This window comes from Paenibacillus sp. Lou8.1 (assembly GCF_024213565.1).
In the GTDB taxonomy this organism is placed as follows: Bacteria; Bacillota; Bacilli; order Paenibacillales; family Paenibacillaceae; genus Paenibacillus; species Paenibacillus polymyxa_B.
This window is the reverse complement of record NZ_JANAVN010000006.1, coordinates 280,399-307,366: the sequence shown is the minus strand read 5'-3', so window position 1 is coordinate 307,366 and position 26,968 is coordinate 280,399. Positions and strand designations below refer to the sequence as shown.

General features: G+C 44.6%; 26 protein-coding genes. All 26 read left to right on the top strand.

Annotation, left to right across the window (positions count from 1 at the left end; genetic code table 11):
• Window positions 1–7 precede the first annotated feature (7 nt).
• The 26 genes from NLX78_RS11205 (at window position 8) to NLX78_RS11080 (ending at window position 26,915) form a co-directional block, all read left to right on the top strand.
• On the top strand, window positions 8–1,123 hold the full coding sequence (locus tag NLX78_RS11205) for a TIGR04053 family radical SAM/SPASM domain-containing protein (protein ID WP_254350415.1): 1,116 nt from the start codon (window positions 8–10) through the stop codon (window positions 1,121–1,123).
• The gene (gene hemG, locus NLX78_RS11200) at window positions 1,107–2,528 is read left to right on the top strand and encodes a protoporphyrinogen oxidase (protein WP_254350414.1); all 1,422 of its coding nucleotides are present in this window, start codon (window positions 1,107–1,109) and stop codon (window positions 2,526–2,528) included. Before NLX78_RS11205 ends, hemG begins: the two co-directional genes overlap by 17 nt.
• Before the next feature lie 109 nt (window positions 2,529–2,637).
• A complete protein-coding gene (ric, locus tag NLX78_RS11195) occupies window positions 2,638–3,357 on the top strand; it encodes an iron-sulfur cluster repair di-iron protein (protein WP_039274402.1) in 720 nt (239 codons plus the stop codon).
• A 29-nt stretch (window positions 3,358–3,386) separates the two neighbouring features.
• Window positions 3,387–4,238: a molybdate ABC transporter substrate-binding protein gene (gene modA, locus NLX78_RS11190; RefSeq protein WP_254350413.1), complete on the top strand. Its 852-nt coding sequence runs from the start codon at window positions 3,387–3,389 to the stop codon at window positions 4,236–4,238.
• Window positions 4,235–4,912, top strand: a complete 678-nt coding sequence (gene modB / locus NLX78_RS11185; RefSeq protein ID WP_254350412.1) for a molybdate ABC transporter permease subunit — start codon at window positions 4,235–4,237, stop codon at window positions 4,910–4,912. The genes modA and modB overlap by 4 nt, the downstream gene beginning before the upstream one ends.
• Before the next feature lie 198 nt (window positions 4,913–5,110).
• The gene (locus tag NLX78_RS11180) at window positions 5,111–8,785 is read left to right on the top strand and encodes a nitrate reductase subunit alpha (protein ID WP_254350411.1); all 3,675 of its coding nucleotides are present in this window, start codon (window positions 5,111–5,113) and stop codon (window positions 8,783–8,785) included.
• Window positions 8,775–10,352 carry a nitrate reductase subunit beta gene (narH, locus tag NLX78_RS11175; RefSeq protein WP_028542275.1) on the top strand — a complete coding sequence of 526 codons (1,578 nt, stop codon included), beginning with the start codon at window positions 8,775–8,777 and terminating at the stop codon, window positions 10,350–10,352. Before NLX78_RS11180 ends, narH begins: the two co-directional genes overlap by 11 nt.
• Complete coding sequence (gene narJ, locus NLX78_RS11170) at window positions 10,345–10,911, top strand: nitrate reductase molybdenum cofactor assembly chaperone (RefSeq protein WP_039274409.1); 567 nt, start codon at window positions 10,345–10,347, stop codon at window positions 10,909–10,911. The genes narH and narJ overlap by 8 nt, the downstream gene beginning before the upstream one ends.
• On the top strand, window positions 10,911–11,594 hold the full coding sequence (narI, locus tag NLX78_RS11165) for a respiratory nitrate reductase subunit gamma (RefSeq protein ID WP_254350452.1): 684 nt from the start codon (window positions 10,911–10,913) through the stop codon (window positions 11,592–11,594). Before narJ ends, narI begins: the two co-directional genes overlap by 1 nt.
• Window positions 11,595–11,639: 45 nt before the next feature.
• A complete protein-coding gene (locus NLX78_RS11160) occupies window positions 11,640–12,092 on the top strand; it encodes a GAF domain-containing protein (RefSeq protein WP_254350410.1) in 453 nt (150 codons plus the stop codon).
• Window positions 12,093–13,157, top strand: coding sequence for a PAS domain-containing sensor histidine kinase (locus tag NLX78_RS11155; RefSeq protein WP_039274412.1), 1,065 nt, complete (start codon window positions 12,093–12,095; stop codon window positions 13,155–13,157).
• A gap of 7 nt (window positions 13,158–13,164) precedes the next feature.
• Complete coding sequence (locus tag NLX78_RS11150; protein ID WP_023989699.1) at window positions 13,165–13,812, top strand: response regulator transcription factor; 648 nt, start codon at window positions 13,165–13,167, stop codon at window positions 13,810–13,812.
• A 22-nt stretch (window positions 13,813–13,834) separates the two neighbouring features.
• Window positions 13,835–14,365 (top strand): hemerythrin domain-containing protein, encoded by a 531-nt coding sequence (locus NLX78_RS11145; protein WP_254328792.1) that lies wholly within the window; start codon window positions 13,835–13,837, stop codon window positions 14,363–14,365.
• Between the two features lie 165 nt (window positions 14,366–14,530).
• Window positions 14,531–15,685, top strand: coding sequence for a nitrate/nitrite transporter (locus NLX78_RS11140; protein ID WP_254350409.1), 1,155 nt, complete (start codon window positions 14,531–14,533; stop codon window positions 15,683–15,685).
• The gene (locus NLX78_RS11135; RefSeq protein ID WP_254350408.1) at window positions 15,678–16,697 is read left to right on the top strand and encodes a ThiF family adenylyltransferase; all 1,020 of its coding nucleotides are present in this window, start codon (window positions 15,678–15,680) and stop codon (window positions 16,695–16,697) included. The genes NLX78_RS11140 and NLX78_RS11135 overlap by 8 nt, the downstream gene beginning before the upstream one ends.
• 85 nt (window positions 16,698–16,782) lie before the next feature.
• Window positions 16,783–17,226 (top strand): molybdenum cofactor biosynthesis protein MoaE, encoded by a 444-nt coding sequence (locus NLX78_RS11130; RefSeq protein ID WP_039274531.1) that lies wholly within the window; start codon window positions 16,783–16,785, stop codon window positions 17,224–17,226.
• Window positions 17,219–17,452: a MoaD/ThiS family protein gene (locus NLX78_RS11125; protein WP_069290094.1), complete on the top strand. Its 234-nt coding sequence runs from the start codon at window positions 17,219–17,221 to the stop codon at window positions 17,450–17,452. Before NLX78_RS11130 ends, NLX78_RS11125 begins: the two co-directional genes overlap by 8 nt.
• A 37-nt stretch (window positions 17,453–17,489) precedes the next feature.
• Window positions 17,490–18,506 carry a GTP 3',8-cyclase MoaA gene (gene moaA / locus NLX78_RS11120; protein WP_254350407.1) on the top strand — a complete coding sequence of 339 codons (1,017 nt, stop codon included), beginning with the start codon at window positions 17,490–17,492 and terminating at the stop codon, window positions 18,504–18,506.
• 585 nt (window positions 18,507–19,091) lie between these two features.
• A complete protein-coding gene (gene licT / locus NLX78_RS11115; RefSeq protein ID WP_254350406.1) occupies window positions 19,092–19,925 on the top strand; it encodes a BglG family transcription antiterminator LicT in 834 nt (277 codons plus the stop codon).
• A gap of 106 nt (window positions 19,926–20,031) precedes the next feature.
• On the top strand, window positions 20,032–21,945 hold the full coding sequence (locus NLX78_RS11110; RefSeq protein WP_254350405.1) for a beta-glucoside-specific PTS transporter subunit IIABC: 1,914 nt from the start codon (window positions 20,032–20,034) through the stop codon (window positions 21,943–21,945).
• A gap of 31 nt (window positions 21,946–21,976) precedes the next feature.
• Window positions 21,977–23,434: a glycoside hydrolase family 1 protein gene (locus NLX78_RS11105; protein WP_254350404.1), complete on the top strand. Its 1,458-nt coding sequence runs from the start codon at window positions 21,977–21,979 to the stop codon at window positions 23,432–23,434.
• 279 nt (window positions 23,435–23,713) lie between these two features.
• Complete coding sequence (locus NLX78_RS11100; RefSeq protein ID WP_254350403.1) at window positions 23,714–24,217, top strand: hypothetical protein; 504 nt, start codon at window positions 23,714–23,716, stop codon at window positions 24,215–24,217.
• The gene (locus NLX78_RS11095; protein WP_367988043.1) at window positions 24,218–24,550 is read left to right on the top strand and encodes a methyl-accepting chemotaxis protein; all 333 of its coding nucleotides are present in this window, start codon (window positions 24,218–24,220) and stop codon (window positions 24,548–24,550) included.
• Window positions 24,551–24,663: 113 nt separating this feature from the next.
• Complete coding sequence (locus tag NLX78_RS11090; protein ID WP_039274421.1) at window positions 24,664–25,014, top strand: hypothetical protein; 351 nt, start codon at window positions 24,664–24,666, stop codon at window positions 25,012–25,014.
• A gap of 86 nt (window positions 25,015–25,100) precedes the next feature.
• On the top strand, window positions 25,101–25,907 hold the full coding sequence (locus NLX78_RS11085; RefSeq protein ID WP_254350402.1) for an alpha/beta fold hydrolase: 807 nt from the start codon (window positions 25,101–25,103) through the stop codon (window positions 25,905–25,907).
• Window positions 25,908–25,931: 24 nt separating this feature from the next.
• On the top strand, window positions 25,932–26,915 hold the full coding sequence (locus tag NLX78_RS11080) for a sensor domain-containing diguanylate cyclase (RefSeq protein ID WP_254350401.1): 984 nt from the start codon (window positions 25,932–25,934) through the stop codon (window positions 26,913–26,915).
• Window positions 26,916–26,968 lie beyond the last annotated feature (53 nt).

Genomic DNA, 26,968 nt, shown 5'->3' with positions numbered 1-26,968 from the left:
GACATCAATGATACCTTTGAAAACGCCGCGTGATTATCATACTGATCCGTTTATAGTCATCTGGGAGGTTACACGAGCTTGTGCTTTAAAGTGTCTTCACTGTAGAGCGGAAGCTCAGTACAAACCTGATCCTCGCCAGCTGACACTAGAAGAAGGTAAGAAGCTGATAGATCAAATCGCTGAAATGAATCATCCGTTGGTTGTGTTCACAGGCGGAGATCCTTTGATGCGTCCTGATCTGTTTGAACTGGCTCGATATGCAATTGAAGAGAAAAATCTGTCGGTTTCGATGACCCCCAGTGCCACACCTAAAGTGACACGAGCAGCGGTAGAAAAAGCAAAGCAAGTTGGGTTATCGCGGTGGGCGTTTAGTCTGGACGGTTCATGTGCAGACATTCACGATCATTTTCGGGGTACGGTGGGTTCTTACGATACAACCATGCGAGGAATTGGTTATTTAAAGGAACTGAATATCCCTATTCAAGTGAACACTACGGTGTCCCGGTACAACCTCCATGATCTGGAGCAAATTGCAGAAAGGGTAAAGGAAATGCAGGCCGTGTTATGGAGTTTATTTTTCCTTGTTCCAACCGGACGTGGCATGGAGAAAGATATGATTACTCCTGATGAGCATGAAGCCGTAATGAAATGGTTGTATCAAATACAGCAACAGATGCCGTACGGTGTGAAGGCTACAGAAGCTCCCCACTACCGGAGGGTCGTACTGCAGCAAAAGCACAATGCAGGTGAGAGCAGTGTAGCAGACGAACAAAAGAGGGCAGATGTTTTAGGACGTGCTCCTAAAGGCGTAAATGATGGAGATGGATTTGTTTTTATTAGTCATATCGGAGAAGTATATCCGAGCGGTTTTCTGCCTCTTATGTGCGGGAATGTACGAAACGATAGCCTGGCAGATATTTATCGCAACTCTCCGATCATGATGAATCTTAGAGATAAGTCCCTACTTAAAGGTAAATGTGGAGTCTGTGAATTCAAGGCCATCTGTGGGGGCTCCAGAGCAAGGGCTTTTGCAATAACAGGAGACTATTTGGAGAGTGACCCTTATTGCGCTTATATACCCGGGGTTGGAGAGGAAAAGTGTTTTCATGAAAAAAAGTTCTAAAAAAGTCGTTATTCTCGGTGGAGGAATAAGCGGTTTAAGTGCTGCCTTTTATGTGAAAAAGCTGGCTGAGGATCGGCAGCTTGAAGTGGAGATTACACTGGTGGAGAAAAGTGAACGTCTGGGAGGAAAGCTGCAAACCGTTCGCCAAAACGATTTTATGATCGAAAAAGGACCGGATGCTTTCTTGGCCAGAAAGACGGCAATATTGGATCTGACCATGGAGTTGGGGCTGGAAGCAGAATTGGTATCGACAAACCCGAAAGCCAAATCTGCTTGCATTTTGCATAAGGGCAAACTTCATACGATGCCGATGGGCTTCATTCTGGGCATCCCAACAAAGCTGACTCCTTTCATTCGGACAGGACTTATTTCTCCACTGGGAAAAGCACGGGCAGCCCTGGATTTAATCATTCCGGCGAAGAAAGGTGATGCGGACGAATCTCTAGGTGATTTTATCAAACGGCGTCTCGGCAAAGAAGTTCTGGACCAGATTACAGAACCTCTGTTGTCTGGAATTTACGCTGGGGATACTCATTCTCTGAGCCTTATGTCAACTTTCCCTCAATTTAAACTAATGGAACAAAAGTATGGAAGTTTGATTAAGGGTATGTCTAAAGGGGCGGGAAAAAAGCCAGCAGTACAAGACAAACTGCCGGATATCGCTAAGAAAAGTATGTTTCTTTCTTATCGGCTAGGATTATCTACGATCGTGGAGCGGCTAAAGGAAAGGCTGGATACCGTACGTTTTGTTATGGGGCAAGGTGTAGTTGAAGTAAGGAAGGAAAGCGGTTATCAGGTCATTTTAGAACACGGACAAAAAATAGATGCGGATGCGGTGATCTGCGCTGTTCCAGCTTTTGAAGCGGCTACATTATTTTCCGGCGTTGCAAGCGCTAGCTGGCTACACAAGATTCACTATGTTTCCGTAGCCAATATTGCTCTTGCTTATAAAAACACAGATCTTAATTTTGCTTTTGAGGGAACGGGATTTCTAGTCCCTCGCAAAGAAGGCAAAAAGATTACGGCATGTACTTGGTCTTCGACGAAGTGGAGCCATACTGCTCCTGAAGGATATACGCTTTTACGGACCTACATCGGACATGCAGGCGCACAGGAGTGGATTCAGATGACAGACGATCAACTTGTGGATGCCGCGCGCAAAGATTTGAAAGATTTAATGGGCCTGGAAGCGGAACCGGAATTCGTTGAAGTCAGTAGGTGTGATCGATCGATGCCGCAATATCCGATTGGACACAAAGAGCATATGGCGAAGATGAGACAGGACTTCGCACAGTATTTACCGGGTGTTTTTCTATGCGGTGCCGGCTATGGGGGCGTTGGAATTCCAGATTGTATCGCTCAAGGGAAAGAAGCGGCTGAACAGTTGCTTTCTGATTTGTTATAATCAGGCTCTTTCCACTAGTGAAAGAGGGAACCCCCTGATTGGTTCGGGTTTAAGGGAGACGTAGAATGAAAGTTGAGTATAAAATCGAAGTAAAATGGAGGAATGGAAGATGAGCCAGTTAACGGAAGAAACATGGGTGGCGGACATCGTGAAAGCAGTACCCAAAACGGGAGATCTGTTCCGCAAACTGAGAATTGATTTCTGCTGTGGAGGGAAAATATCGCTCCGTGAAGCAGCAGCCAATCGAGGCCTCCACGCTGGTGAACTGCTGACGCAGATACATGAAGTGGAAGAAAAGCAGGCACAGCATAAGCAATTGCAACCTCCTTCACTCGAACCAAAAGAACTAATCGCCTATATTCAAAATGAGTATCATACGAAGCTTCGGGAAGAACTATCGGCCTTAACGCCGTATGTAACCAAACTAACGCGGGTTCACGGTGAACGTTATTCGCATCTCAAGCGAGTTAATGAACTGTTCACCTTGCTTAAACAGGAATTATCGGAACATATTCAAAATGAGGAGGACCTTGTGTTTCCGATGATTGAAGCATTTTTACAAGAATCAACAGTGGAACGAGCAGATGAGTTGAATCCAATTTTGTCCAAGTTGCAAGACGAGCATCAAACGGTGGTGGAATTCCTGAAGGAAATGCGCTTGATCACAAACGGCTTTGAGCCGATGCAGGAAGCTTGTGGTACGCACCGACTCGTATTGAAGCGGTTAGAAGACCTGGAAGCAGATATTTTTAATCATATTCTACTTGAAAATTGTACACTGATCGAACGTACGAGACAGGCACAGCTAATAGCGAAACCGATTAATTGATGATGAACTAACACGAGGGGCCGAACCAAATGCATAAATTAATTAAAAGTAGCACTGTTTTCGTTTTGGTTATTTCCATCATTTTATTATTATCAGGATGCGGTACGAAACAACAACTAGATTCAAATGTTGGCAGTGCGGATCAGAACGGATCTTCCAGCCAGACATCTTCGAAAACGGCTGAAACTATTGAGCTTACCATATCCGCAGCAGCAAGTTTAACGGATGCGCTCAAAGAAATTCAGCATTCATACGAATCAACCCATACAGGCATCAAATTGAATTTTAACTTCGGCGGCTCTGGTGCGTTGGAAAAACAAATTGAGCAAGGAGCGCCGTCGGATTTGTTTTTGTCCGCTTCGACCAAAAACATGAAGTCCCTTGTTGATCAGCAGTTAATAGATACGAAAAAACAAAAAACGTGGCTGACGAACGAATTGGTCGCGGTTATCCCTGCAGACGGGACGATGAACATCGCGAGTGTAACCGATTTAACAAAAAAAGAAGTGAAGAAAGTTGCGATCGGAATTCCTGAAAGTGTTCCAGCGGGTAACTACGCACAGGAAGCGCTGACGAAAGCGAAGCTTTGGGACACGTTACAGAGCAAGCTGGTTCAAGCGAAAGACGTTAGACAAGTGCTGCAATATGTGGAAACTGGGAATGCAGATGTCGGATTTGTATATAAAACAGATGCATTGACTTCACAAAAGGCAAAAATCGCCTTTGAGGTGAATCCCAAAACCTATTCACTTGTTGAGTATCCAATCGGGATTGTCAAAGCTACAAAGCACATTCAAGAAGCCGAAGACTTTTATGCATACTTACAATCGCAAGAATCTCTGAATATTATGGATAAGTATGGATTTACCATACCGAAGTGAGCATGCAAGATATAGACTGGAATGAATATTGGCCTCCTATCCGATTATCGTTGCAGGTTGCACTGTTATCTAGCGTTCTGGTAATCATATTAGGCTTGCTTGTGGCATGGTCAATGTCGCGGTTGGGATTATTTAAAGGGAAAACGGTTGTTGAAACCGTGCTTATGCTGCCTTTGGTACTCCCACCGACGGTTGTTGGTTTTTTACTGCTCATATTACTTGGACGAAAAAGCGGGTTCGGACGGTTTGTGGAGCAATGGTTTGGCGAGCCTATTATATTCTCGTGGTGGGCAGGGGTTATAGCAGCGGTGGTAGTAGCTTTTCCTCTAGTCTATCGGACGCTGAGAATGGGATTGTCTTCTGTTGACCGTGACTTGGAAAACGCGGGACGTTCGATGGGCGCAAGTGAATGGCAGGTTTTTCGATACATCACCTTCCCTTTAATTTTCCCTTCTTTTAAAGCTGCCTTCATACTCGGTTTTGCCCGCGGCCTGGGCGAATTTGGTGCTACGCTGATGATTGCCGGAAATATTCCGGGTAAAACACAAACGATTCCGACGGCCATTTATATTGCAGTGGATGCTGGTCATCTTCCTATGGCGTGGACGTGGACATGCTCTATCATACTCATTTCTTTTATCATGCTCCTGTTAACGGGTCAAAAGAACAATTAATTAATTCATACAAGCTTCCCTTTAGCAGGGGGAGGCTTTTTTGTATCTTTCCATAGAACGAGGGATTTCCTGTAGCGCTATAGGACATTCCCTAATGGGAACAGAGATGAATGAATTACATAATGAGAGTAAGCGAATGAGTCTTCCCTTGGAACTTGCGTTGGGATGATTCTTTCTAAAAAGGAGTGTTGGTCATCGATGAAAAAGAAATACAACCTCAACTTTTTTAAACCGATCGAAAGCTATTCGGGAAATTGGTCAATCCTTGAGGAAAAAAATAGAGAATGGGAAAACGTGTACCGTCAGCGTTGGTCTCATGACAAAGTGGTTCGGACGACTCACGGAGTGAACTGCACCGGTTCCTGTAGTTGGAAGGTTTTTGTCAAAAACGGCATCATTACCTGGGAAAATCAACAGATCGATTATCCTTCCTGCGGTGTAGATATGCCAGAATTTGAACCGCGGGGATGCCCGCGTGGGGCTACATTTTCCTGGTATGAATACAGTCCATTACGCGTGAAATATCCTTATATGCGCGGTAAGCTGTTGCGGCTTTGGCAGGCGGCCATCCAGGAGCATGCCAATCCGGTGGAAGCATGGGCAAGCATTGTGGAAGATCCGGAGAAAGCCAAGCTCTACAAATCAGCTCGCGGAAAAGGCGGTCATGTCCGTGTCACTTGGGACGATGTCCTGCGTCTGATCTCGGCACAACTCATCTATACCATTCGGAAATACGGTCCTGACCGGATCGCGGGCTTTACGCCAATCCCGGCGATGTCAATGATAAGCTACGCTTCAGGAGCTCGATTCATTTCGCTACTGGGTGGGCAGATGTTGAGTTTTTATGACTGGTATGCCGACCTTCCTCCTTCATCTCCTCAAATTTGGGGTGAGCAGACGGATGTACCGGAATCTTCTGATTGGTACAATGCGGGTTACCTGATTATGTGGGGATCGAACGTACCGCTTACCCGGACGCCAGACGCTCATTTTATGACGGAAGTACGATATAAGGGAACAAAAGTCGTATCAGTGGCTCCCGACTTGGCGGAGAATGTGAAGTTCGCTGACAACTGGCTTGCCCCAAATCCGGGTACAGATGCTGCCGTAGCCCAGGCTATGACGCATGTTATTTTGGATGAGTTTTACAAAGAGCGCCAAGAACCGATGTTCATTAACTATGCCAAACAATATACGGATATGCCGTTTATGATTCTGCTTGATCCACACGAGGGAGCCTGGAAAGGTGGACGTTTTCTACGGGCGAGTGACCTAGGGGATGCTTCGCCGCATGCGGACTGGAAGCCGGTCATATATGACGAAGCGGCGGGGGAAATGCTGGTCCCGAACGGTACGATGGGACAGCGCTGGGAGCAGGATAAGAAATGGAACCTGATTCTGGAACGGGAAGATGGAACAAAGGTTGAGCCCGCGCTCACTGTGGAAGGTCATGGCGAGCAATGGGAAGAAATCGTATTCCCTTACTTTGATAACGCCGGTAATGGAACGTTCAAACGTGTAATTCCGGCCAAAAAAGTACGCTTGGCAGATGGCTCGGAACGTTACGTAGCAACCGTGTACGATTTGATGATGAGCCAGTACGGTGTCGCACGCAATGACAGCCCTCATAACGCCAAAAATTATTACGACGAAGCTTCGCATTATACCCCTGCCTGGCAGGAGAAGATCACAGGTGTGAAGGCGTCTGTTGTGGTACAGATTGCTCGGGAATTTGCCCAAAATGCTATCGATACTAAAGGTCGCTCCATGATTATTATGGGTGCGGGTATCAACCACTGGTTCAATAGTGACACGATCTATCGGTCCATCTTGAATCTTGTCGTGTTGACTGCTTCCCAAGGTGTAAACGGTGGAGGCTGGGCGCATTATGTGGGTCAAGAAAAGCTCCGCCCAATCGAAGGCTGGTCAACGATTGCTTTTGCAAAAGACTGGCAAGGGGCGGCTCGGCAGCAAAATGCTACATCGTTTTTCTACTTTGCAACAGAGCAGTGGCGTTACGAAGAAAGTGGAACAGACACCTTGAAGTCACCGATTGGCGGGGATGTCAGTTACAGACATCCAGCAGACTACAACGTGCTCGCAGCACGTCTGGGTTGGCTGCCTTCTTATCCACAGTTTAATAAAAACAGTCTGTTGTTCGCCGAAGAGGCTGCACAATTAGGCAAGAAGTCGAACGAGGACATCATCAATCATTCTGTGGAAGAGATTAAATCACGTAAGACACGCTTCGCTGTAGAAGATCCTGGGGCAGCCGAGAACTTCCCGCGTTCACTCTTTGTTTGGCGGTCAAATCTGATTTCCAGTTCGGCGAAGGGACAAGAGTATTTCATGAAACATTTACTCGGAGCATCTGATGCCCTGCTTGCCCGACCGAACGAAGAACAGAAACCTGAGGAAATCGTCTGGAGAGAAGATGTAGAAGGAAAGCTTGATTTGATGGTTGCACTTGATTTTCGGATGACAACAACTCCATTGTACGCGGACATCGTGCTTCCGGCGGCAACCTGGTACGAAAAAACAGACTTGTCGTCAACAGACATGCATCCTTTCGTGCATCCGTTTAATCCGGCTGTTAACCCTCTGTGGGAATCCCGCGCGGACTGGGATATTTACCGCCAGCTTTCCGAAGTCTTTTCGGATATGGCAAAAGAGCACCTGCCAGGCATATATAAAGATCTTGTGACTGCGCCGCTCGCACACGATAGTATAGGCGAAATTTCACAGCCGATGGGTCTTGTAAAGGATTGGACGAAGGGCGAGATTGAAGCGACTCCGGGTAAAACCATGCCGAATTTCAGCATCATCGAACGCGATTATACTAAAATTCACGATAAATTTATCTCACTCGGTCCGAATTTGACTAGTGGGAAAGCAGGTGCGCATGGCGTCAGCTTCTCCGTAGCGGACGAATATGAGGAAATGAAAAAGTTGAACGGAGTTTATTACGATGAATCCATTAAAGACGGGCTGCCCAAAATCCAGACAGCTCGCCAAGTAGCCAATGCAATTCTGCACCTTTCATCCGCGACTAATGGACGGGTGTCGCAAAAGGCTTATGAGCAGGCAGAAGAGCTTCACGGTGTGGAACTCAAAGATATCTCGGCCGATCGGGCAGCGGAAAGGATCACTTTCCAAAGTATAACGGCACAGCCACGGGAAGTTATACCGACACCAGTATTCACTGGATCGAACAAGAAGGGACGCCGCTATTCACCATTTACAACGAATATTGAACGACTCGTTCCGTTTCGTACTTTGACGGGAAGACAGCATTTCTATATTGATCATGAGATTTTCCAACAATTTGGGGAATCATTGCCGATCTACAAACCGACGCTGCCGCCAATGGTGTTCGGCCCTCGCGATCGGGAAATAAAAGGCGGGCAAGATTCACTCGTGCTCCGTTATCTGACACCGCACGGTAAATGGAATATTCACTCCACCTACCAGGATAACCAGCATATGCTTACACTGTTTCGCGGAGGTCCTACGGTGTGGATCAACAACGAAGACGCAGAGGCACATGATCTTGCCGACAATGACTGGGTAGAGGTATACAACCGTAACGGCGTCGTAACGGCCCGGACTGTTGTCAGCCACCGGATGCCAAGAGGAACGATGTTCATGTACCATGCTCAGGATAAGCACATTCAAGTGCCAGGCTCCGAAATCACGGATACACGCGGCGGTAGTCATAACGCACCTACAAGAATTCATCTCAAACCAACCCAGATGGTCGGTGGATATGCTCAGCTTAGTTATGGATTCAACTATTATGGTCCGATCGGCAACCAGCGTGATGTGTACGTTGCGGTACGTAAAATGAAGGAGGTTAACTGGCTTGAAGATTAAAGCTCAAATTGCCATGGTCATGAACCTGGATAAGTGTATTGGCTGTCATACGTGCAGCGTGACATGTAAAACAACCTGGACGAACCGCAAAGGTGCGGAATATATGTGGTTTAACAATGTGGAAACCAAACCGGGTATCGGTTATCCGAAGCGCTGGGAAGATCAGGAATTATATAAAGGGGGCTGGCAGCTCCGCAAAGGGAAACTGGAACTGAAGTCAGGCAACAAGCTGTCCAAGATAGCACTGGGTAAGATTTTTTACAATCCAGACATGCCGGAAATGAAAGATTATTATGAGCCCTGGACTTATAATTACGAGCAACTGACCAACGCTGGCGAACAGAAGCATTCACCTGTGGCACGCGCGCATTCTGCGGTAACGGGTGAAAAAATGGATTTGGAGTGGGGTCCAAACTGGGAAGATGACCTGGCGGGTGCGCATGTAACCGGTCCGCTTGATCCAAATATTCAGAAAATCGAAGAAGAGATTAAATTTAACTTTGAGAAGTCTTTCATGGTTTATCTCCCACGGCTTTGCGAACATTGCCTAAATCCAAGCTGTGTCGCGTCCTGTCCTTCGGGCGCCATGTACAAACGGGACGAGGACGGAATCGTGCTCGTGGATCAGGAAGCCTGCCGTGGCTGGCGGTATTGCATGACGGGCTGCCCATACAAAAAAGTGTACTTTAACTGGCAGACGAACAAAGCGGAAAAGTGTACCTTCTGTTTCCCACGTGTGGAAGCTGGCCTGCCGACAGTCTGCTCCGAGACATGTACAGGACGAATTCGCTACCTCGGCGTTATGCTGTATGACGCGGATCGAGTGCTTGAGGCCGCTTCTACGCAGGATGAGAAAGAGCTTTATAAAGCGCAATGCGACCTGTTCATGGATCCAAGTGATCCGGCAGTGATTGCTCAAGCGAGAAAAGACGGTATCTCGGAGGACTGGATTGAAGCAGCGCAGAACTCGCCGGTCTACAAGCTTGCTATTGAGCACAAGCTGGCATTCCCGCTTCATCCGGAATACCGCACATTACCTATGGTCTGGTATGTGCCACCACTTAGTCCGATCATGAATTACTTTGAAGGGAAAGACTCGATTGAGAATCCCGATATGATCTTTCCGGCTATCGAAGAGATGCGCACCCCTATTCAGTACCTTGCCAATATGCTGACAGCGGGCGACACGCAAACTGTGAAGGAATCCTTGCAGCGAATGGCTATGATGCGCTCCTATATGCGTGCCCAGTCCACAGGACAATCTTTCGATGAAAGCCGTCTTGAGCGCATCGGCATGACACCGCGGCAGACGGAGCAGATGTATCGACTTCTGGCGATTGCCAAGTATGAGGATCGTTTCGTCATTCCGACATCGCATAAAGAAGGATATTCGAATCCGTACCGGGCTCAAGGATCTGCTGGTTACGGCGATACCATGGGAAACATGGGTTCTGGCTCTGGATGTGATGGCTGTAGTATGGCAAGTTCGATGGGGATGGAAGAGCCTTTGAAAACGGGCAAAGAAATGTATGAAGAAAACTTCTACGGGGGTATTTGGCGTGATTAATGTAGCGAAGTTGTATGAATGCAAGCCATCATTCGGGTTTTTCGCTCAGCAACTCATGTACCCAGAAAAGCTGGATTTTCATCCGGCTTTTCTGGAAGCATCGTTTGATCCGAACCATCCGGCATATACGTATGCGAACACCTACTGGTCCCTTATGCAAGAATTCAGTATGGAAGAGATTCAGGAAATGTATACGGAAACCTTTGATTTTCAAAAGAATTGTGCACTATATATGACTTACTTTAAATTCGAAGATGCAAAAGAACGGGGACAAATGTTGGTCAAGTTAAAGGTGCTATATGAGATGTACGGTCTTGAAATGCCAGATGGAGAGCTGCCAGATTACCTTCCGCTCATGTGTGAATTTCTGTATGCCGCCGAATGGGCGCAAGATCCGAAGACGACAGAAAACTTCCGCATGCCAATCGCGATCCTGGAAGACGGCACATATCATTTGCTTAAAGCACTGGAAAAAATGGAAAGCCCGTATTTTCATCTAGTGAAGGGACTGCGCGAAACGCTTAAGGCTTGCGTAGAACAGGAGGCGGCCGCGCAATGATGATGCTAGAGCAGTTTTTATGGGTCATTTTCCCTTATATGTGCGTGGTCGTCTTTATTGTAGGCCATATTTTCCGCTACAGAAACGACCAGTTCAATTGGACAGCGAAATCAAGTGAGTTTATTGAAAAAAAACAATTGATGATCGGAAGTCTCCTATTCCACCTGGGTATTATCCCGGTTATTATGGGGCATGTGTCCGGTCTGGGCATACCAAAAACCTGGATGCATGCACTGGGTGTAAACGATCATCTGTACCATATTGGAGCAGTTTATGTTGGTGGAATATTTGGAGCGATGACATTCCTCGGTATGTTGATTCTCACCTCTCGCCGTTTTACAATACGCAATGTGCGCCGTTTAAGTACAGCGTCTGATTTGATCGTAAACGTATTGCTTTTGGCCATTGTATGCATGGGGATGTTTGCGACTCTCGTAACGAATGCGGTACAGCCAGAATTCGATTATCGAGAGACGATCTCAATCTGGTTCCGCGGTTTATTCATATTCCGTGTCGACCCGACACTGATGAGAGACGTACCGATGTCCTTCAAGCTTCATATCCTTATGGCCTTTGCGATTTTTGCATTCTGGCCGTTTACCCGGCTTGTACATGTGTGGAGTGTTCCGTTGAATTATGTGCGCAGAAGTTATATCCTTTACAGAAGACATAAATCGAATTAGGAAAGCGGGCTCTGCCTTCTTTCCTAATTCTATTAGGAGAGAGCGATGAATAATAAGATGGATTATCAAAGGGAGCTTGAGCGAATACGCGAACATTTCGGTTATGATTTCATGGCGCTTGCTCTGGTTGAACCGGCCGAATATCAATACGTAATTAAATGGAAAAATGCAGCCGGTAATTTAAATGATCGCTTTAAGCGAATTGTACTGCAATCCGGAAAGGGCATAGCAGGAGTCGTGTTCAAAACTGGGAAATCCGTTTTCATTCCATCTGTTCATCAATATGTGGGGGCAGACAACCTGTTTAACTACCCGATCGTTCAATCCGAGAAGCTCGAGAGTCTCGGGGCTGTTCCCCTATGGAATGATGCTCGCGTCGCGGGCGTACTGCTTGGTGGATTTCGGGAAGAACTGCTGATGACCGCAGCCATGATGCGTGATTTGGAAGCTTTGGCGCATAGGGGATTTGGAGAGTTGAACGGGAAGGAAGTGATGTAATTGACATTATCTGTAGGGACTGGCTCTTTGAATGCGCTAATGGTGAAGTTGTTTGAGAACAGTACAGAAGCCATTTTCTTTTTTGATGGGCAAGGGAACACCCTAGCTATGAACCCGGCAGCGGAGGAGATTGTGAGCGATGACGTCCTCATTCAACTCTATGAAGGGAAGGAAAAAGCTTTGTGTGGAACATGCAGGGGCTATACAAGCGAAACGGAGCCCCGTACCTGCCTTGATTGTTATTTCAATATGCCAGAATCCAAGGATTTCGCTTCTTTTCAGGTTTATCTGGAAACAAAGAGCAACGGAATGATCCCCTATGCCGCTTCTTTTCACACCATTGATTCTGAACATGGAACAAGGGTGTTGATGTTGAGGGACTTGACTCCGCAATTTCAGACGCAGGAAAAATTGTATCAAAACAAAATGATGAAGCATGTCATTGAAGCGCAGGAAAATGAGCGTAAACGGCTTTCCAGGGAACTGCACGACAGCGTCGCCCAGGAATTGATGAGTGCGGTTGTTGAGCTGCGGGTGTTAAAATACATGACGAATGATGAACAGCTCATCAAAAACATGAAGCAGACTGAAGCATCCATGACGCGATTGCTGGATGATATCCGCAACCTGTCTGTGGAACTACGCCCCGCCACACTTGATGATTTTGGGCTTGAAGCGGCATTTCGTTCCCACTTTAAGAGGGTTGAACAAAGCTTTGGTCTTGTCGTTGAATTTGTGTCGGATCTTCCCCAAAAGCGATATGGAAGTGAAAAGGAAACGGTCATTTACCGTGTCTGCCAGGAGGCTGTTCTCAATGCCTTGAAGTATGCCCAGGTAGATATGGTTAAAGTTTCTTTGTCTGAGCACGATCATACGCTTCGTTTGACTGTAGAGGACGATGGGGTTGGCTTTGAAAAGGGGAGCAATCCTATTGGAACGGGACTTGGTTTATATGGCATGCAGGAGAGAGCAGAACTGGTAGGTGGAAGTTTTGGCGTTCTTTCAAATGTTGGTCAAGGAACCAAAGTATTTTTAAAAATTCCGATTGGACATGAGGAGGAGTAAAGACGTGATCAAAATTGTGTTAGCGGATGACCATGCAATTGTACGGAGCGGATTTTCCATGATTTTGAACTTCCAATCGGATATGGAGGTTGTTGGAACGGCTGCAGACGGCATTGAAGCGTATACAATGGTAGCTAAATATCGTCCAGATATTCTGATCATGGACCTCAGCATGCCCCCAGGCGAGAGTGGATTGATCGCCACAGGCAAGATTAAAGAGGACCACCCTGATACTAAAATTCTGATTCTGACCATGCATGACGATGAAGAATATCTTTTTCATATTTTGAAGAATGGTGCTTCAGGGTATGTTTTGAAAAATGCTCCAGATGAGGAGCTATTACTTGCCATACGAACCATTCATGGGGGTGGGACTTATATCCATCCTAAAATGGCTACTTCTCTCGTTCGTGAGTTCATCAAAAAAGATACAACGTCACAATCAGAAGATCCTTATGAGATCCTGTCCAAGCGGGAACTGGAGATTCTGCCTCTGGTCGCAAAAGGTTACGGTAACAAGGAAGTTGCGGAAAAGCTGTTCATCTCTGTCAAGACGGTGGAAGCGAACAAAGCGAAAATCATGGAAAAATTGAATTTAAGAAGCCGGCCTGAACTGGTCCAATATGCATTAAAGAAAAAAATGCTGGATTTTTAGCCGATGAATGGAGGAAATCCGCGTGCTGGAAAATGAGAAACTGCGCTTTTCCAAACCTGCCATGCGTATTCTTGAAAATGAGCATCGATATCTAACCTATCTGATGGATGAATGGCATGCCATTGTATTGTGGTTTGAGCAGCACAGAATACTAGATTTGGAAGAAGGCCGCAAGCAACTGGAAAAACTGAGAATGCAGATTATCGACTTTAGGGTACCCCTCAAGAAACATACCGAAAAGGAAGAAGAACATTTCTTTTCTATGCTAGGAACCTACATTGGTTTTGAGCAGGGACCGCTCGTCGGTATACAGGAGGAGCACCGTGAAATAGAGGGCTATATCGATCATTTTCTTTATCAAACGGAGGGCGATCTGAGTTTGCTCACGCTTGATGAGATTCAGGAGGCGACCAAGAACGCGGGAGAGGCGTTCGAAGTGCTGACTGTACATTTTATAAAAGAAGAAACTGTACTTTTTCCTATGGCAGAGCAACAGATCAATCGGAATGATCTAACCAAGTTATGTGACAAATTAAATACACTTATCTCTTAAAAAGACCAAGTCGCTTCTTATAGAAGCGGCTTTTTATATTTTCAGGGAGTCCCCTGTCAGGTAAAGGGGAGTCCCCTATATTCGAACAGATCGACTAGCGGCTACAATGGGGACATAAATTCAAATCAATAATTCGACAGAAAAAACGTTGAAAAGGTGAGTTAAATGATTAGAAAAATGCAGTTGCCGCTACAAACATTGAACTTGATTCTTGGATTCATGGTATGGGTTATCATTTCTTCGCTTATGCCGTTCATTACGGAGGATATTGCTATTCCACCCGGAAAATTGGCCATGGTTACGGCGATTCCGGTCGTGCTTGGATCGATTCTGCGCATTCCGCTTGGTTATTATGCCAACATCGTTGGAGCAAGAATCGTTTTTCTCGTTAGCTTTATTTTGCTTTTGTTTCCCGTCTACTACATTAGTGAAGCTTCTACGATGACGGATTTAATTATCGGTGGCTTGTTCCTTGGGATTGGAGGAGCTGTGTTCTCGGTTGGGGTGACTTCGCTACCGAAGTATTATCCAAAGGAAAAACATGGGTTTGTAAATGGAATGTATGGTATAGGGAATTTGGGAACAGCCGTCACTACCTTCTCGGCCCCTATTGTGGCTACACAAATTGGCTGGGCCCTTACAGTGAAGCTGTATCTCATTCTGCTGCTTGTTTTTATCGTTTTGAATTTCTTCTTTGGGGATCGTCATGAAGCTAAAGTAAAGACGCCTATTATGGAACAGATCAAAGGGGTTTACAAAAATGAAAAGCTTTGGTTCTTCTCGCTCTTTTATTTTATTACATTTGGCTCATTTGTAGCGTTTACGGTGTACTTGCCGAATTTCCTGGTATCGAATTTTGAGCTGGCTAAAGTGGATGCAGGGATGCGTACAGCAGGCTTTATTGCGATTGCCACATTCTTCCGTCCCATCGGTGGCTGGTTGGCGGATCGGTTTCAGCCCCTGTTCCTGCTGGTAGGCACGTTCACAGTTTATACGGTCGCTGCGATTCTTTTGGCTTTTTCACCAGGGATTACCCTGTATACAGTAGGCTGCTTGGCGATCGCTGTAAGTGCTGGAGTGGGGAACGGCGTCATTTTCAAGCTAGTTCCATTTTATTTTAATAAACAAGCAGGTATAGTTAACGGAATTGTATCCATGATGGGCGGTCTCGGTGGCTTTTTCCCTCCGATCCTGTTATCGACGATTCATGCCGCTACTGGCCAATATTCCATTGGGTTCATGTTACTCTCCCAAGTGGCGCTGGCTAGCCTAATACTTGTCATATGGCTGTATTATCAAGGGACAAAATCTAATGAATGAACGTTATTCCAGACAGATCTTATTTAGACCCATCGGCGGCGAAGGACAGCGTAATCTGTCCGCTGCTGTCGTCACCATTATCGGTTGCGGGGCACTGGGTTCTGCCATTGCCGAAACATTGGTAAGAGCGGGCGTTGGAGAGCTGCATCTTGTTGACCGGGATTATGTAGAGGTGTCGAATCTGCAACGTCAGCAGCTGTTCACGGAGCAGGACGCTGCGGAAATGCAGCCCAAGGTCATGGCAGCCGAAAAAAGGTTAAAAGCCATACGAGAAGACGTACGGTTGCACACATATCTCGATAATTTGGATGCCGAGCTTGTTCAAGAACTTGCCAGCAAAAGTATATTGCTGATGGATGCTACGGACAATTTCGAAACTCGTCTGCTTATCAACGATGCTGCACTGAAGACTGGAATTCCGTGGATTTACGGTGCCTGTGTTGGAAGCATAGGCGTCGTTTTTCCATTCGTGCCGGGCGAGTCAGCGTGTTTACGCTGCCTTCTGCCATCGCTGCCTGCGATCAATCAGACCTGCGATACGGCTGGAATCATCTCGCCCGCAGTTCAGGTGACAGCCGCCCTCCAATGTGCAGAAGCCATGAAGTGGCTGAGCGGCAGACGTGGCAAGATGCGCAGCAAGGTTCATCTGTTTGATCTATGGGAGAATACGCAGATGGACATAGGGATTTCCCGCATCCGTAACCAAGATTGTCCAACCTGTGGAGAACATCCTACGTTTCCTGCACTGACAGCACCACGCCGCTCGGCGTATGCGGCTCTGTGCGGACGGAACGTGGTCCAGGTTCTTCCAGACCCACAACGTCCGATTACGCTCGATGATGCAGAGAAAATGGGCAGGCTTATAGCAGATCGTGTAAAAAGAACCCCTTATTTCGTTGAATTTTATGCTTTTAAGCATCGAATGATTTTATTCAAAAACGGAAGGCTTCTCATACACGGTGTACGGAGTGTTGCCAACGGCCAAAAACTATATCATCAGCTGTTCGGTTAAATGAGATGTAGATACAAAAAGCAGAAATATTTAAAAGAGTCTGTCACCGGAAAGTGGCTTGTCCGGTGGCTGGAAGGTGGAAAAAATGAGTGTATTTGAAATCGTAACGGAGCCCATTATCCCGCAGGCTTATGCGGATTATGTCCTAAGGCCGGAAGCAGGAGCGGTGACTATTTTTACAGGGCACGTACGAGAATGGACTCAAGGCGTACGGACCTTATACCTTGCTTATGAGGCCTATGTCCCCATGGCCCAAAAAAAACTCACAGAGATTGGTCGCGAAATCGAACAGAAATGGGAAGGGACGCGAGTAGCAATCGCGCACCGCATTGGCGAGCTTCAAATCGGTGATATCGCCGTTGTCATTGCCGTTTCTTCACCTCACCGTTCGGATGCGTATGAGGCAAATGAATACGCGATCGAACGAATTAAAGAAATAGTTCCTATTTGGAAACGAGAGATTTGGGAAGATGGAACGCAGTGGGTCGGAGGTCAAAAGAAAAAGCCGGGGGAGATCAGTCATGATTAAGCTGTACTACTTTGCGGGACTCCGTGAGGTGACGGGAAAAACAGAAGAATTGGCAGATTTGGCGGGCCAAACGGTAGGCGATTTATCCAATTGGATAACAGATCAATATCCAGATATGCCAATCCAGTCTGTACGAATTGCGATAAACGAAGAGTATGCGTTGTCTACGGATGTATTACAGGATGGAGACATTGCAGCCTTCATTCCCCCAGTCAGCGGCGGCTAATGATAACGATGCTAAACAACTAGAAAGGAGGGGGCGTATGAATTTTCATCCACTGAAAGACAAGTTGCAGCGGCCCATTCGTGATTTGCGGATATCGGTTACAGACCGCTGCAATTTCCGTTGTTCCTATTGCATGCCTAAAGAAATTTTCGGTGACGATTACGCCTTTCTTCCCCAAAATGAATGTCTGTCGTTTGAAGAGATTCACCGGCTGACGAAGCTCTTTGTATCCCTGGGCGTAAAAAAGATCCGACTCACGGGCGGAGAACCATTAATACGCAGGAATCTACCCGACCTGGTCTCCCAAATCCTGTCCATTGACGGAGTGGAAGATGTCGGCTTGACCACCAACGGTGTGCTGCTAGGACAGCAGGCTAAGCCTCTCTATGACGCGGGGCTACGACGGCTTAATGTCAGTCTGGACGCTCTGGACCCCGAGCTATTTGGACGGTTGAATGGCCGGGGGATTAAGCCTGATGTTATTTTGAAGCAGATCGAATATGCAAGAGAAATCGGCTTTGAAATTAAGGTCAATATGGTAGTTCAAAAAGGCGTTAATGACTCGGAGATTTTGCCGATGGCTGCTTATTTTAAGGAGCAGGGAATAACCCTTCGCTTTATCGAGTTTATGGATGTAGGAAATGACAACGGATGGAGCTTCAAAAAGGTACTAACCAAAAAAGAAATCGTTGAACGACTTAAGAATGCGTACGAGCTGGAGCCGATGGATCGGGATTACTTAGGAGAAGTGGCAAAGCGTTATCGTTATAAAGACAGCAACGCACAGATTGGTTTTATTACTTCAGTTTCTGAATCGTTTTGTTCGTCTTGTACACGTGCCCGCTTATCGTGCGATGGCAGGTTTTATACATGTTTGTTTGCTTCAGGCGGATTTGATTTACGCCAGATGCTTCGCAACGGGGCGAATGACCAGGAATTGCTCGATGTGATTACTTCAGTATGGGAACAACGCACAGATCGGTATTCCGATGAACGTACGGAGCAGACAGCCAACAACAAAAAAAAGATTAACATGTCCTACATTGGCGGCTGACATTTTATACCATGATCGTGTGCTGTATTTGATGTGGTTGCTCCGGAAAAGAAAGCGCAAACATTTTTGTTGGCAAAACTTAAATTCGATGTTATTATGATTTTGGGATTGTTACTGAAAAGGCAAAACCCGAGGCATGGAATTCAATTTCCATGTGTTGGGTTTGCCTTTTCTTTTTAGAATACGAGCTTTACGATATCCTGCATGATATGAATATCTGCCCAGCCATAACGCAGAAAGGTGAGTGATATAAAGCCTTACAAGTGCTGAACAACAAAGATGATGACGTCGACCAACGAATCGACATCCGAAAAATGATGTCATGGGACGTGGTTAACCGACTATATCCATTTTCAGAACGGAATATCAGATCGGTTTGGGAGCACTCAAGATCAATGATGGAAAACGTAAGGCTTTTGTCTCTTATTATGAATGCGTTTTCATAACATAAAGTTGTAAATCAATACATTTGAATTTGATTTACGACGAAGATTTGATCGGCTATTACCGTCTTGTGACCTATCTGAAATTTCGCCCAGCATCTAAATCCTTTTTTAAATTTGATGGGATAAGGGGGGCAGTTAGATGATCATAACGAAGATATTTAATAACAACGCCATAATAGCCAAAGATCAAAAAAGAGATGAATTTGTTGTTATGGGTCGTGGTATTGCATTCAAAAAGAGTGCAGGCGAACAAGTAGAAGAGCATCTAATTGAAAAGGTCTTTGTGCTTAAACATAAAGATGCTTCAGAGAAATTCAAGTTATTGTTAGAGGATGTTCCATCAGAATATGTTTCGTTATGCTATGACATCATCGAATATGGAAAAAGCATATTAGAAGCACAATTGAGCGATTATATATATGTTTCGCTTACGGATCACATGAACAATGCATTTAAAATGTTTGATGAAGGGTTTAAAAATGCAAATCCGTTAATTTGGGAGATTAAAAAATTTTATCCCAAAGAATTTACGGTTGGCTTAAAAGCACTGGAGTTTATTGAAGAAGAAACAGACAAACGATTGTCAGAAGATGAAGCAGGTAATATTGCTCTTCATTTAATCAACGCTCAAGTAAACAGCTCCTACAACAAGGTAGCAGACGTTGCTCAGCAAACTCAAAAAATACACGACATCTTGAATATTATTAAATACTCTTATAATACCACCATAGATGAACACTCGATCAGTTATGAGCGATTTATTACACATTTAAGATTCTTCTTTCAGCGATTAAATAAAAAAGAAAAAGTAGAACTGGAAGACGATTTTTTGTGGAGGCAAGTGAAAGCAAAGTACAAAAAGGCCTATGGGTGCATGCTGAAGATTGAGAAATACTTGGATACGGTATTGTCAGATGAGGAGAAGCTGTATATAACGATTCATATTCAGCGTGTGACCCAAAGACAAAATTGAATAACCCTTGGATTGTTACTGGTAATGCAGGCGAAACCAACCTAGATCGAATTTGATCTATTTGGTTTCGCCTTTTTTTATAAATACAAATAAAGGGGAAGTTACAATGAAGTATGAGACATTAGCAAAAGACATCATCAGAAATGTCGGCGGCAAAGAAAATGTGAATAGTCTAACTCATTGTATTACACGCTTGCGCTTCAAACTAAAAGATGAAAGTAAAGCCAATACAGAGGTTTTGAAAAATATGGATGGTGTTGTCACTGTGGTAAAGAGTGGCGGGCAATACCAGGTTGTTATAGGTAACCATGTACCTGAGGTTTATGCTGATGTTACTGCTGTAGGCGGTTTTCAGACAGGAGATTCAGAAGAAGCCTCAGGTGAAAAAGCGAGTTTGTTCAATAGATTCATTGATACCATTTCAGGTGTATTTACACCCACGCTGGGTGTCTTAAGTGCCACGGGTATGATTAAGGGCTTCACTGCCTTATTTGTAGCTTTGGGCTGGCTGGCCACTACATCGGGTACCTATCAAATTCTCAATGCTTTAGGTGATTGTTTGTTTTACTTCTTTCCTATTTTCCTGGGGTATACGTCAGCTAAAAAGTTCAATGCCAACATTTTTATAGGTATGGCTATAGGTGCATCGCTTGTGTACCCAACATTTAGCACGATAACAGCTTCGGGCAAACCACTATACACTCTATTTAGCGGTACTATATTTGAGTCACCGGTATATATCACTTTCTTAGGTATTCCGGTCATTCTAATGAGTTATGCGTCAACCGTTCTTCCGATTATTATATCCACCTATGTAGGCTCAAAAATAGAAAACTTCTTTAAAAAGGTAATCCCTAGCGTCGTGAGAACATTTTTGGTTCCGTTTTTCACATTGTTAGTTATTGTACCCTTAGCATTGATTGTGATTGGACCTCTCTCGACCTGGGCAGGTCAACTGCTTGGGGCAGCAACCCTCTTTGTGTATAACTTAAGTCCAATTATTGAAGGCATAATCATGGGCGCTTTCTGGCAAGTGTTTGTTATCTTTGGATTACACTGGGGACTTGTTCCTATCGCTATGAACAACTTAGCAGTACTTAAATTCGATCCCATTCTTGCGGCTACGCTGGGAGCTTCCTTTGCTCAGACAGGCGTCGTACTGGCGATTTTGTTTAAAACCAAAAATGTAAAACTGAGATCACTTTCCATTCCAGCTGTCATCTCCGGGATTTTTGGTGTGACAGAACCAGCGATTTACGGGATTACATTACCACGTAAGCAACCATTTATTTTAAGCTGTATAGCATCTGCAGTAGGCGGCGGTATTATAGGAATGATGGGAACTAAAGGCTACATCATTGGTGGATTGGGTATTTTCGCTATCCCGAGCTATATCAGTCCGGCAGGAATAGACAATGGATTTTATGGGGCTGTTATCGGTATCCTGGTAAGCTTTGTATTAGGTTTCTTGCTTATGTTCTTTGGCGGATTTAAAGATGATGAAGTGAAAGAAGCAAAAAAGGAAGACAGCACACCAGGTGCAGCCAAAGGAGAAGTTTTAGTAAAACAAGAGACGGTGATGAGTCCATTAAAAGGTGAAGTGAAGTCTTTATCTGAAGTAACAGATGAAGCCTTTTCGACAGGTGCTCTGGGTAAAGGGATTGCCATTGAACCTTCTGAAGGTAAGGTCGTTTCACCTGTAGATGGTGTATTAACATCATTATTTTCGTCAGGTCATGCGATTGGAATTACAAGTGACCACGGTGTTGAGGTCCTCATCCATGTAGGCAAAGATACGGTCAAATTAAAAGGCAAGCATTTTTATCCTAAAGTGAAACAGGGAGATGCTGTTAAAAAAGGCCAGCTGCTTATGGAGTTTGATATGGAAGCTATAAAAGAGGCTGGTTATGTTTTGACCACACCTGTTATCGTTGCCAATACTACGAATTACCTGGATGTCATTGAAACAGAGAAGAAGGCGATTGAGTATCAAGAGGATTTATTGACCGTCGTAGTCTGATCCTAATTAAATGTTGAGGAGGAATTAAACAATGAAAAATACAACTAAATTGGAATTTCCACAAGGGTTTTTATGGGGAGGTGCAACGGCTGCCAACCAATTTGAAGGTGGATATAATGAAAAAGGTAAAGGCTTAAGCACTGCTGATGTGATTACGGCTGGAACGCATACGACTTCCCGAAGAATTACACCTATACTGGAAGAAGGAGTGAACTATCCGAGTCACGAAGCTATTGATTTTTTCCACCGCTATCAAGAGGATATCCGCTTATTTGCGGAAATGGGATTCAAGGTCTTTAGAATGTCCATTGCGTGGTCAAGAATATTTCCTAACGGAGATGATGCAGAGCCGAATGAGCAAGGCTTGCAGTTCTATGATCGTGTATTCGCAGAATTGAAAAAGTATAATATTGAGCCTTTGGTTACGATCTCACATTATGAAGCACCGTTTCATTTGACCCAAAAATATAATGGTTGGTCAGATCGCAGAGTCATAGATTTTTATGTGAGATATTGTGAAGTGCTTTTTAATAGATACAAAGATGTCGTAAAATACTGGTTAACTTTTAATGAAATCAATATTTTAACCTTGTCATTTGGCGCGTTCATGGCTGGAGCTATGATGCTGGAGGGGAATGGAGAGCTTGCCCATGCTACAGTGAAGGATGAGCAGGTTCTGTATCAGGCGTTGCATCATCAATTTATTGCCAGTGCAAAGGCTGTAAAGCTGGGCCATGAAATCAACAAGGACTTTAAAATCGGTTGTATGATTGCTTATATGTGTTCCTACCCACTTACATGTCATCCTGATGATATTCTACTGGCCCAACAAAAGGATAACTTAAGCAATTTCCTATGCTCAGATGTTCAAGTAAGAGGAGCTTATCCGGGATTTGCCAAACGCTATTTTAGAGATCATAACATTCAGATCAAAATGCAAGAAGAGGATGAGGACATCTTAAAAGAAGGCTGCGTAGATTTCTATACCTTCAGCTATTATTCCTCTACTTGTGTCAGTGCCGATCCTAACCAGGAGAAGGTGGGAGGGAACTTATCTATGGGCTTAAAGAATCCTCATTTGAAAGCAAGTGCCTGGGATTGGCAGATCGATCCACAGGGATTGAGATGGTCCCTCAATAACATTTATAACCGATATGAAATCCCGTTAATGGTTGTTGAAAATGGCCTTGGCGCCGTAGATACAGTGGAAGAAAACGGCTCCATTCACGATGATTATCGAATTGATTATTTGAAGCAACACATTGAGCAAATGAAAGAAGCCATTGCGGATGGAGTACATTTAATAGGTTATACGCCTTGGGGATGTATTGATCTAGTAAGTGCGGGAACCGGTGAAATGAAAAAGCGTTATGGGTTTATATACGTTGATAAGGATAATGAAGGCAAAGGGACACTTGCCAGATCCAGAAAGAAGAGCTTTTATTGGTATAAGAATGTGATCGAAACCAATGGAGAGCAGCTGAATTAAATCTTAGTGCCTGTTTCATAAAATTCATACCGGTCAGCGCGTGCCCATTTTAATCGGTACGCGCTGTTTGAATTTACATTTTGACATGAAAACAATACCTTAAATGGATATGTATCCCTGCGGTAAAAATGGGTTCCCTTCAGGAAACTACGGAGATTGTTTATAGGTTTAGGAACTCAATATCATCCGTAGTATTTTAAATTCACTAAACACATGGGATGAAAATGTCGAAATAGAGGATAGGACTTATATCAAAATATAAGGAAGTGGATACATATTATGAATCAAGTAGAAGCTGTTTTGACTGCCATGCCGTTTATCAGAGAAGCTGCACGACAAGATGTTTTAATTTCCGTAATGGATAGGGGAAAATTTCTATTCTTTCAGTCGGGTAAAAGTTTAGTCTATGACTTCAAGGCAGGCGAAGCTCTTCCTGATGTACACAAGAACTTCAAAATGCTAGTAGGCGGAGAAAAGACCAGAGTGCGTTATGATGCCGAAGTTTTCGGGTTTGCTGCCGATGCTTACTTTCATCCGATTAAGAATGAACAGAATGAGATCGAGGCAGTAATGTGCATCACCTATAGTATGGATGATCAAGATCAATTGAAGAAGTTGATGAGTCAAGCAGAGGATGTTACAAGCAAGCTAGTTGAAGGGATTCAGCATGTGGCGGCTCATTCGGAGGAGCTTAGTGCGACGGCCGAGGACATTTTAAGCAATACGAAAAAGGCGGTTGAGGACTCTGGTAATGTGACTGAGGTGGCCGGCTACATTAAGTAAATTTCAGAGCAGACAAACTTGCTTGGATTAAATGCAGCCATTGAAGCTGCTCGGGTGGGTGAGGCAGGAGCAGGGTTTGGAGTTGTCGCTGCAGAAATCCGCAAGATGTCTACGGGCACCAAGGAAGCAACTGGACGAATCGAGCAATCCTTGCAAGCTGTCAGACAATCCGTTTATAACATGGAACAAGAGATTACGCAGATTACTGTATCTTCCCAAGAGCAGGCCAAGCTTGTGTCGGAGTTTATGAATATTATCGATCAATTAAATGAAACCAACCAAGGTTTGAGAGGTTTAATAGAGAAAATCACGAATGATGTTGATGTAAAATAAAGAATGAAAAAGAAGTCTCGGTCTGTGAATTGTGCATTCCGTCATGGAAATGTAGATCACTGGCCGAGACTTTTTTACGTTTATTTAATGAATAACTTGGAGTGGATACATGTATGAATTTGAATGGGTTGAATGAACAGAGTTACACAGAACTAGAGGATTATTGGGTGCGTGTATTTCTAAATGTAGTACAAGATCAGGATAAGGAGAACTGGGTGATTCCTTATTACAACACCTCCTTTTCTAATGGTCAGAAAATCATGGATATGAACCCCATTTTTTCGGCTAAGTCAGAAATAAGTCATAAATCCATCAGAATCATTCATGAAACGGTTAATGAAGAGGATGACGTTCACCATTGGTTAGATACGAATGGGAAAAACGAATTGGTTATTATTTGTTCCTTATCACAGCAACATGTGCAAAGAGTAAAGGGGATCATTGAACGCTGGATTTATGAATGAGAGTCATTATCCATAATCGAAACTTTTCCGATATAATAGGGAAGAGAAGCTATAGAACAGATACTACCTCAGAGAGGTGATTCACAATGACCGTTGATATTCTCCAACGTAATAATGTAAAAGTAATAGGCACAGGCAGCCAGACGATTGTGTTTGCTCACGGCTTTGGATGCGACCAGGATATGTGGCGTTATATCGTCCCTAGCTTTATCGACAACTACCAAATCGTCTTGTTTGATTACGTAGGTTCCGGAGATTCTCAAATAAAGTATTATGACTCGAAAAAATACAGTGACTTGCAAGGGTATGCCCAAGATGTGCTGGATATTATGGAAGCGTTAGACTTAAGAAATACCATATTTGTCGGACACTCCGTTAGCAGCATGATCGGAATGCTCGCCTCCATCCGCAGCCCTCAATATTTTGAACGCATTGTCATGCTCGGTCCTTCTCCACGCTATGTGAATGACCTGCCTTCTTATTATGGAGGCTTCGATAAGAGTGACATCGATGAATTACTGGATATGATGCAAATGAACTTTATTGGCTGGGCTAGTTACATGGCGCCCATTGCTATGCAGAATCCCGAGCGAGGGGGCTTAACCGAAGAATTGGAAAAGGCATTTTGCTCAAGAGATCCTCATATTGCACGGCAATTCGCAGAGGTTACATTTTTTTCAGATTGCCGTGTCGATCTCCAGCATGCTTCGGTTCCTACACTGATTCTCCAGTGCTCAGACGATAGTATTGCTCCGATTGAGGTAGGGGATTATTTACACACCCATCTTAGAAATAGCAGACTTCAGCAGATGAGAGCAAAGGGGCATTATCCTCATTTAAGCCAACCAGGAGAAACGAGCGATTTAATCAAAGAATATTTAGCCAGTGTGTAATATCGAATGAAAGGCAGTCATGCAATGGATATTCAATTAGATAAAGCTCCCTGTGGATACTTTTCAATTTCGGACGCTGGGATCATTCAATCGGTAAATCAAACTTTATTGGACATGCTTCTTTATGTACACGATCAATTGCTTGGACGGCCGATTGAAACGACAATGTCTGTTACGAACAAGCTATTTTTTCATACTTATTTTTATCCCTATATTCAGTTGTACGGGCATGTCGATGAGATGTACTTCTCGTTTCGGACAAGTGATCGACAGGATATGCCTGTACTTCTAAACGGGGTGCGCCAGGAGCGCAACGGAGAAACTGTTATTGATTGTGTAGTGCTTATGATGCGTAAGCGAATTGAACATGAGAAAGATATACTACAGACCAAAACCAAGCTTCAGGAATTATATCAAGCTACGAATGAAGCGAACCAGAAGCTTGAACGGTTGCACGAAGAATATGAAGTTAAACAGCAGGAGCTAGTAAGGATCAATCTACAGCTAGAAACGATGGCCTCAACGGACCCGTTGACTGGTCTTAGAAATCGAAGATATTTTCAAGATCAGTTACTGGCTAGCCTAGCCTCCTTTCAAGAGCCTGGAATACCTTTTTCGCTGCTGCTCATTGATATTGATCATTTCAAAAGCATTAACGACACTTACGGTCATCCGGTGGGCGACCTGGTGCTCACTAATCTGGCAGAAATACTCCAATCCATGTCACGGGACAGGGACATTGTCGCTCGATATGGGGGCGAGGAGTTCGTAATTATTCTTCCAGACAACGATCAAGAAGAAGCCATTCGTACGGCAGAAAGATATCGCTCAAAGGCCGCCTCAAGGGATTGGGGAGAATACAGCATTACTGTGAGTATTGGTGTGGCAACGGTTACGCAAGCGGATACGGAACAATCGATAATTCATCAAGCGGATTTAGCACTGTATGCTTCCAAGAGTGGCGGGAGAAACCGGGTCACGCATTCAGCAAGTCTCGTAAAGAAATAGATAGAGGCTTAATAAAGGGAATTAAGAGCTGACGCGCCTTAGAGCTAATTAGC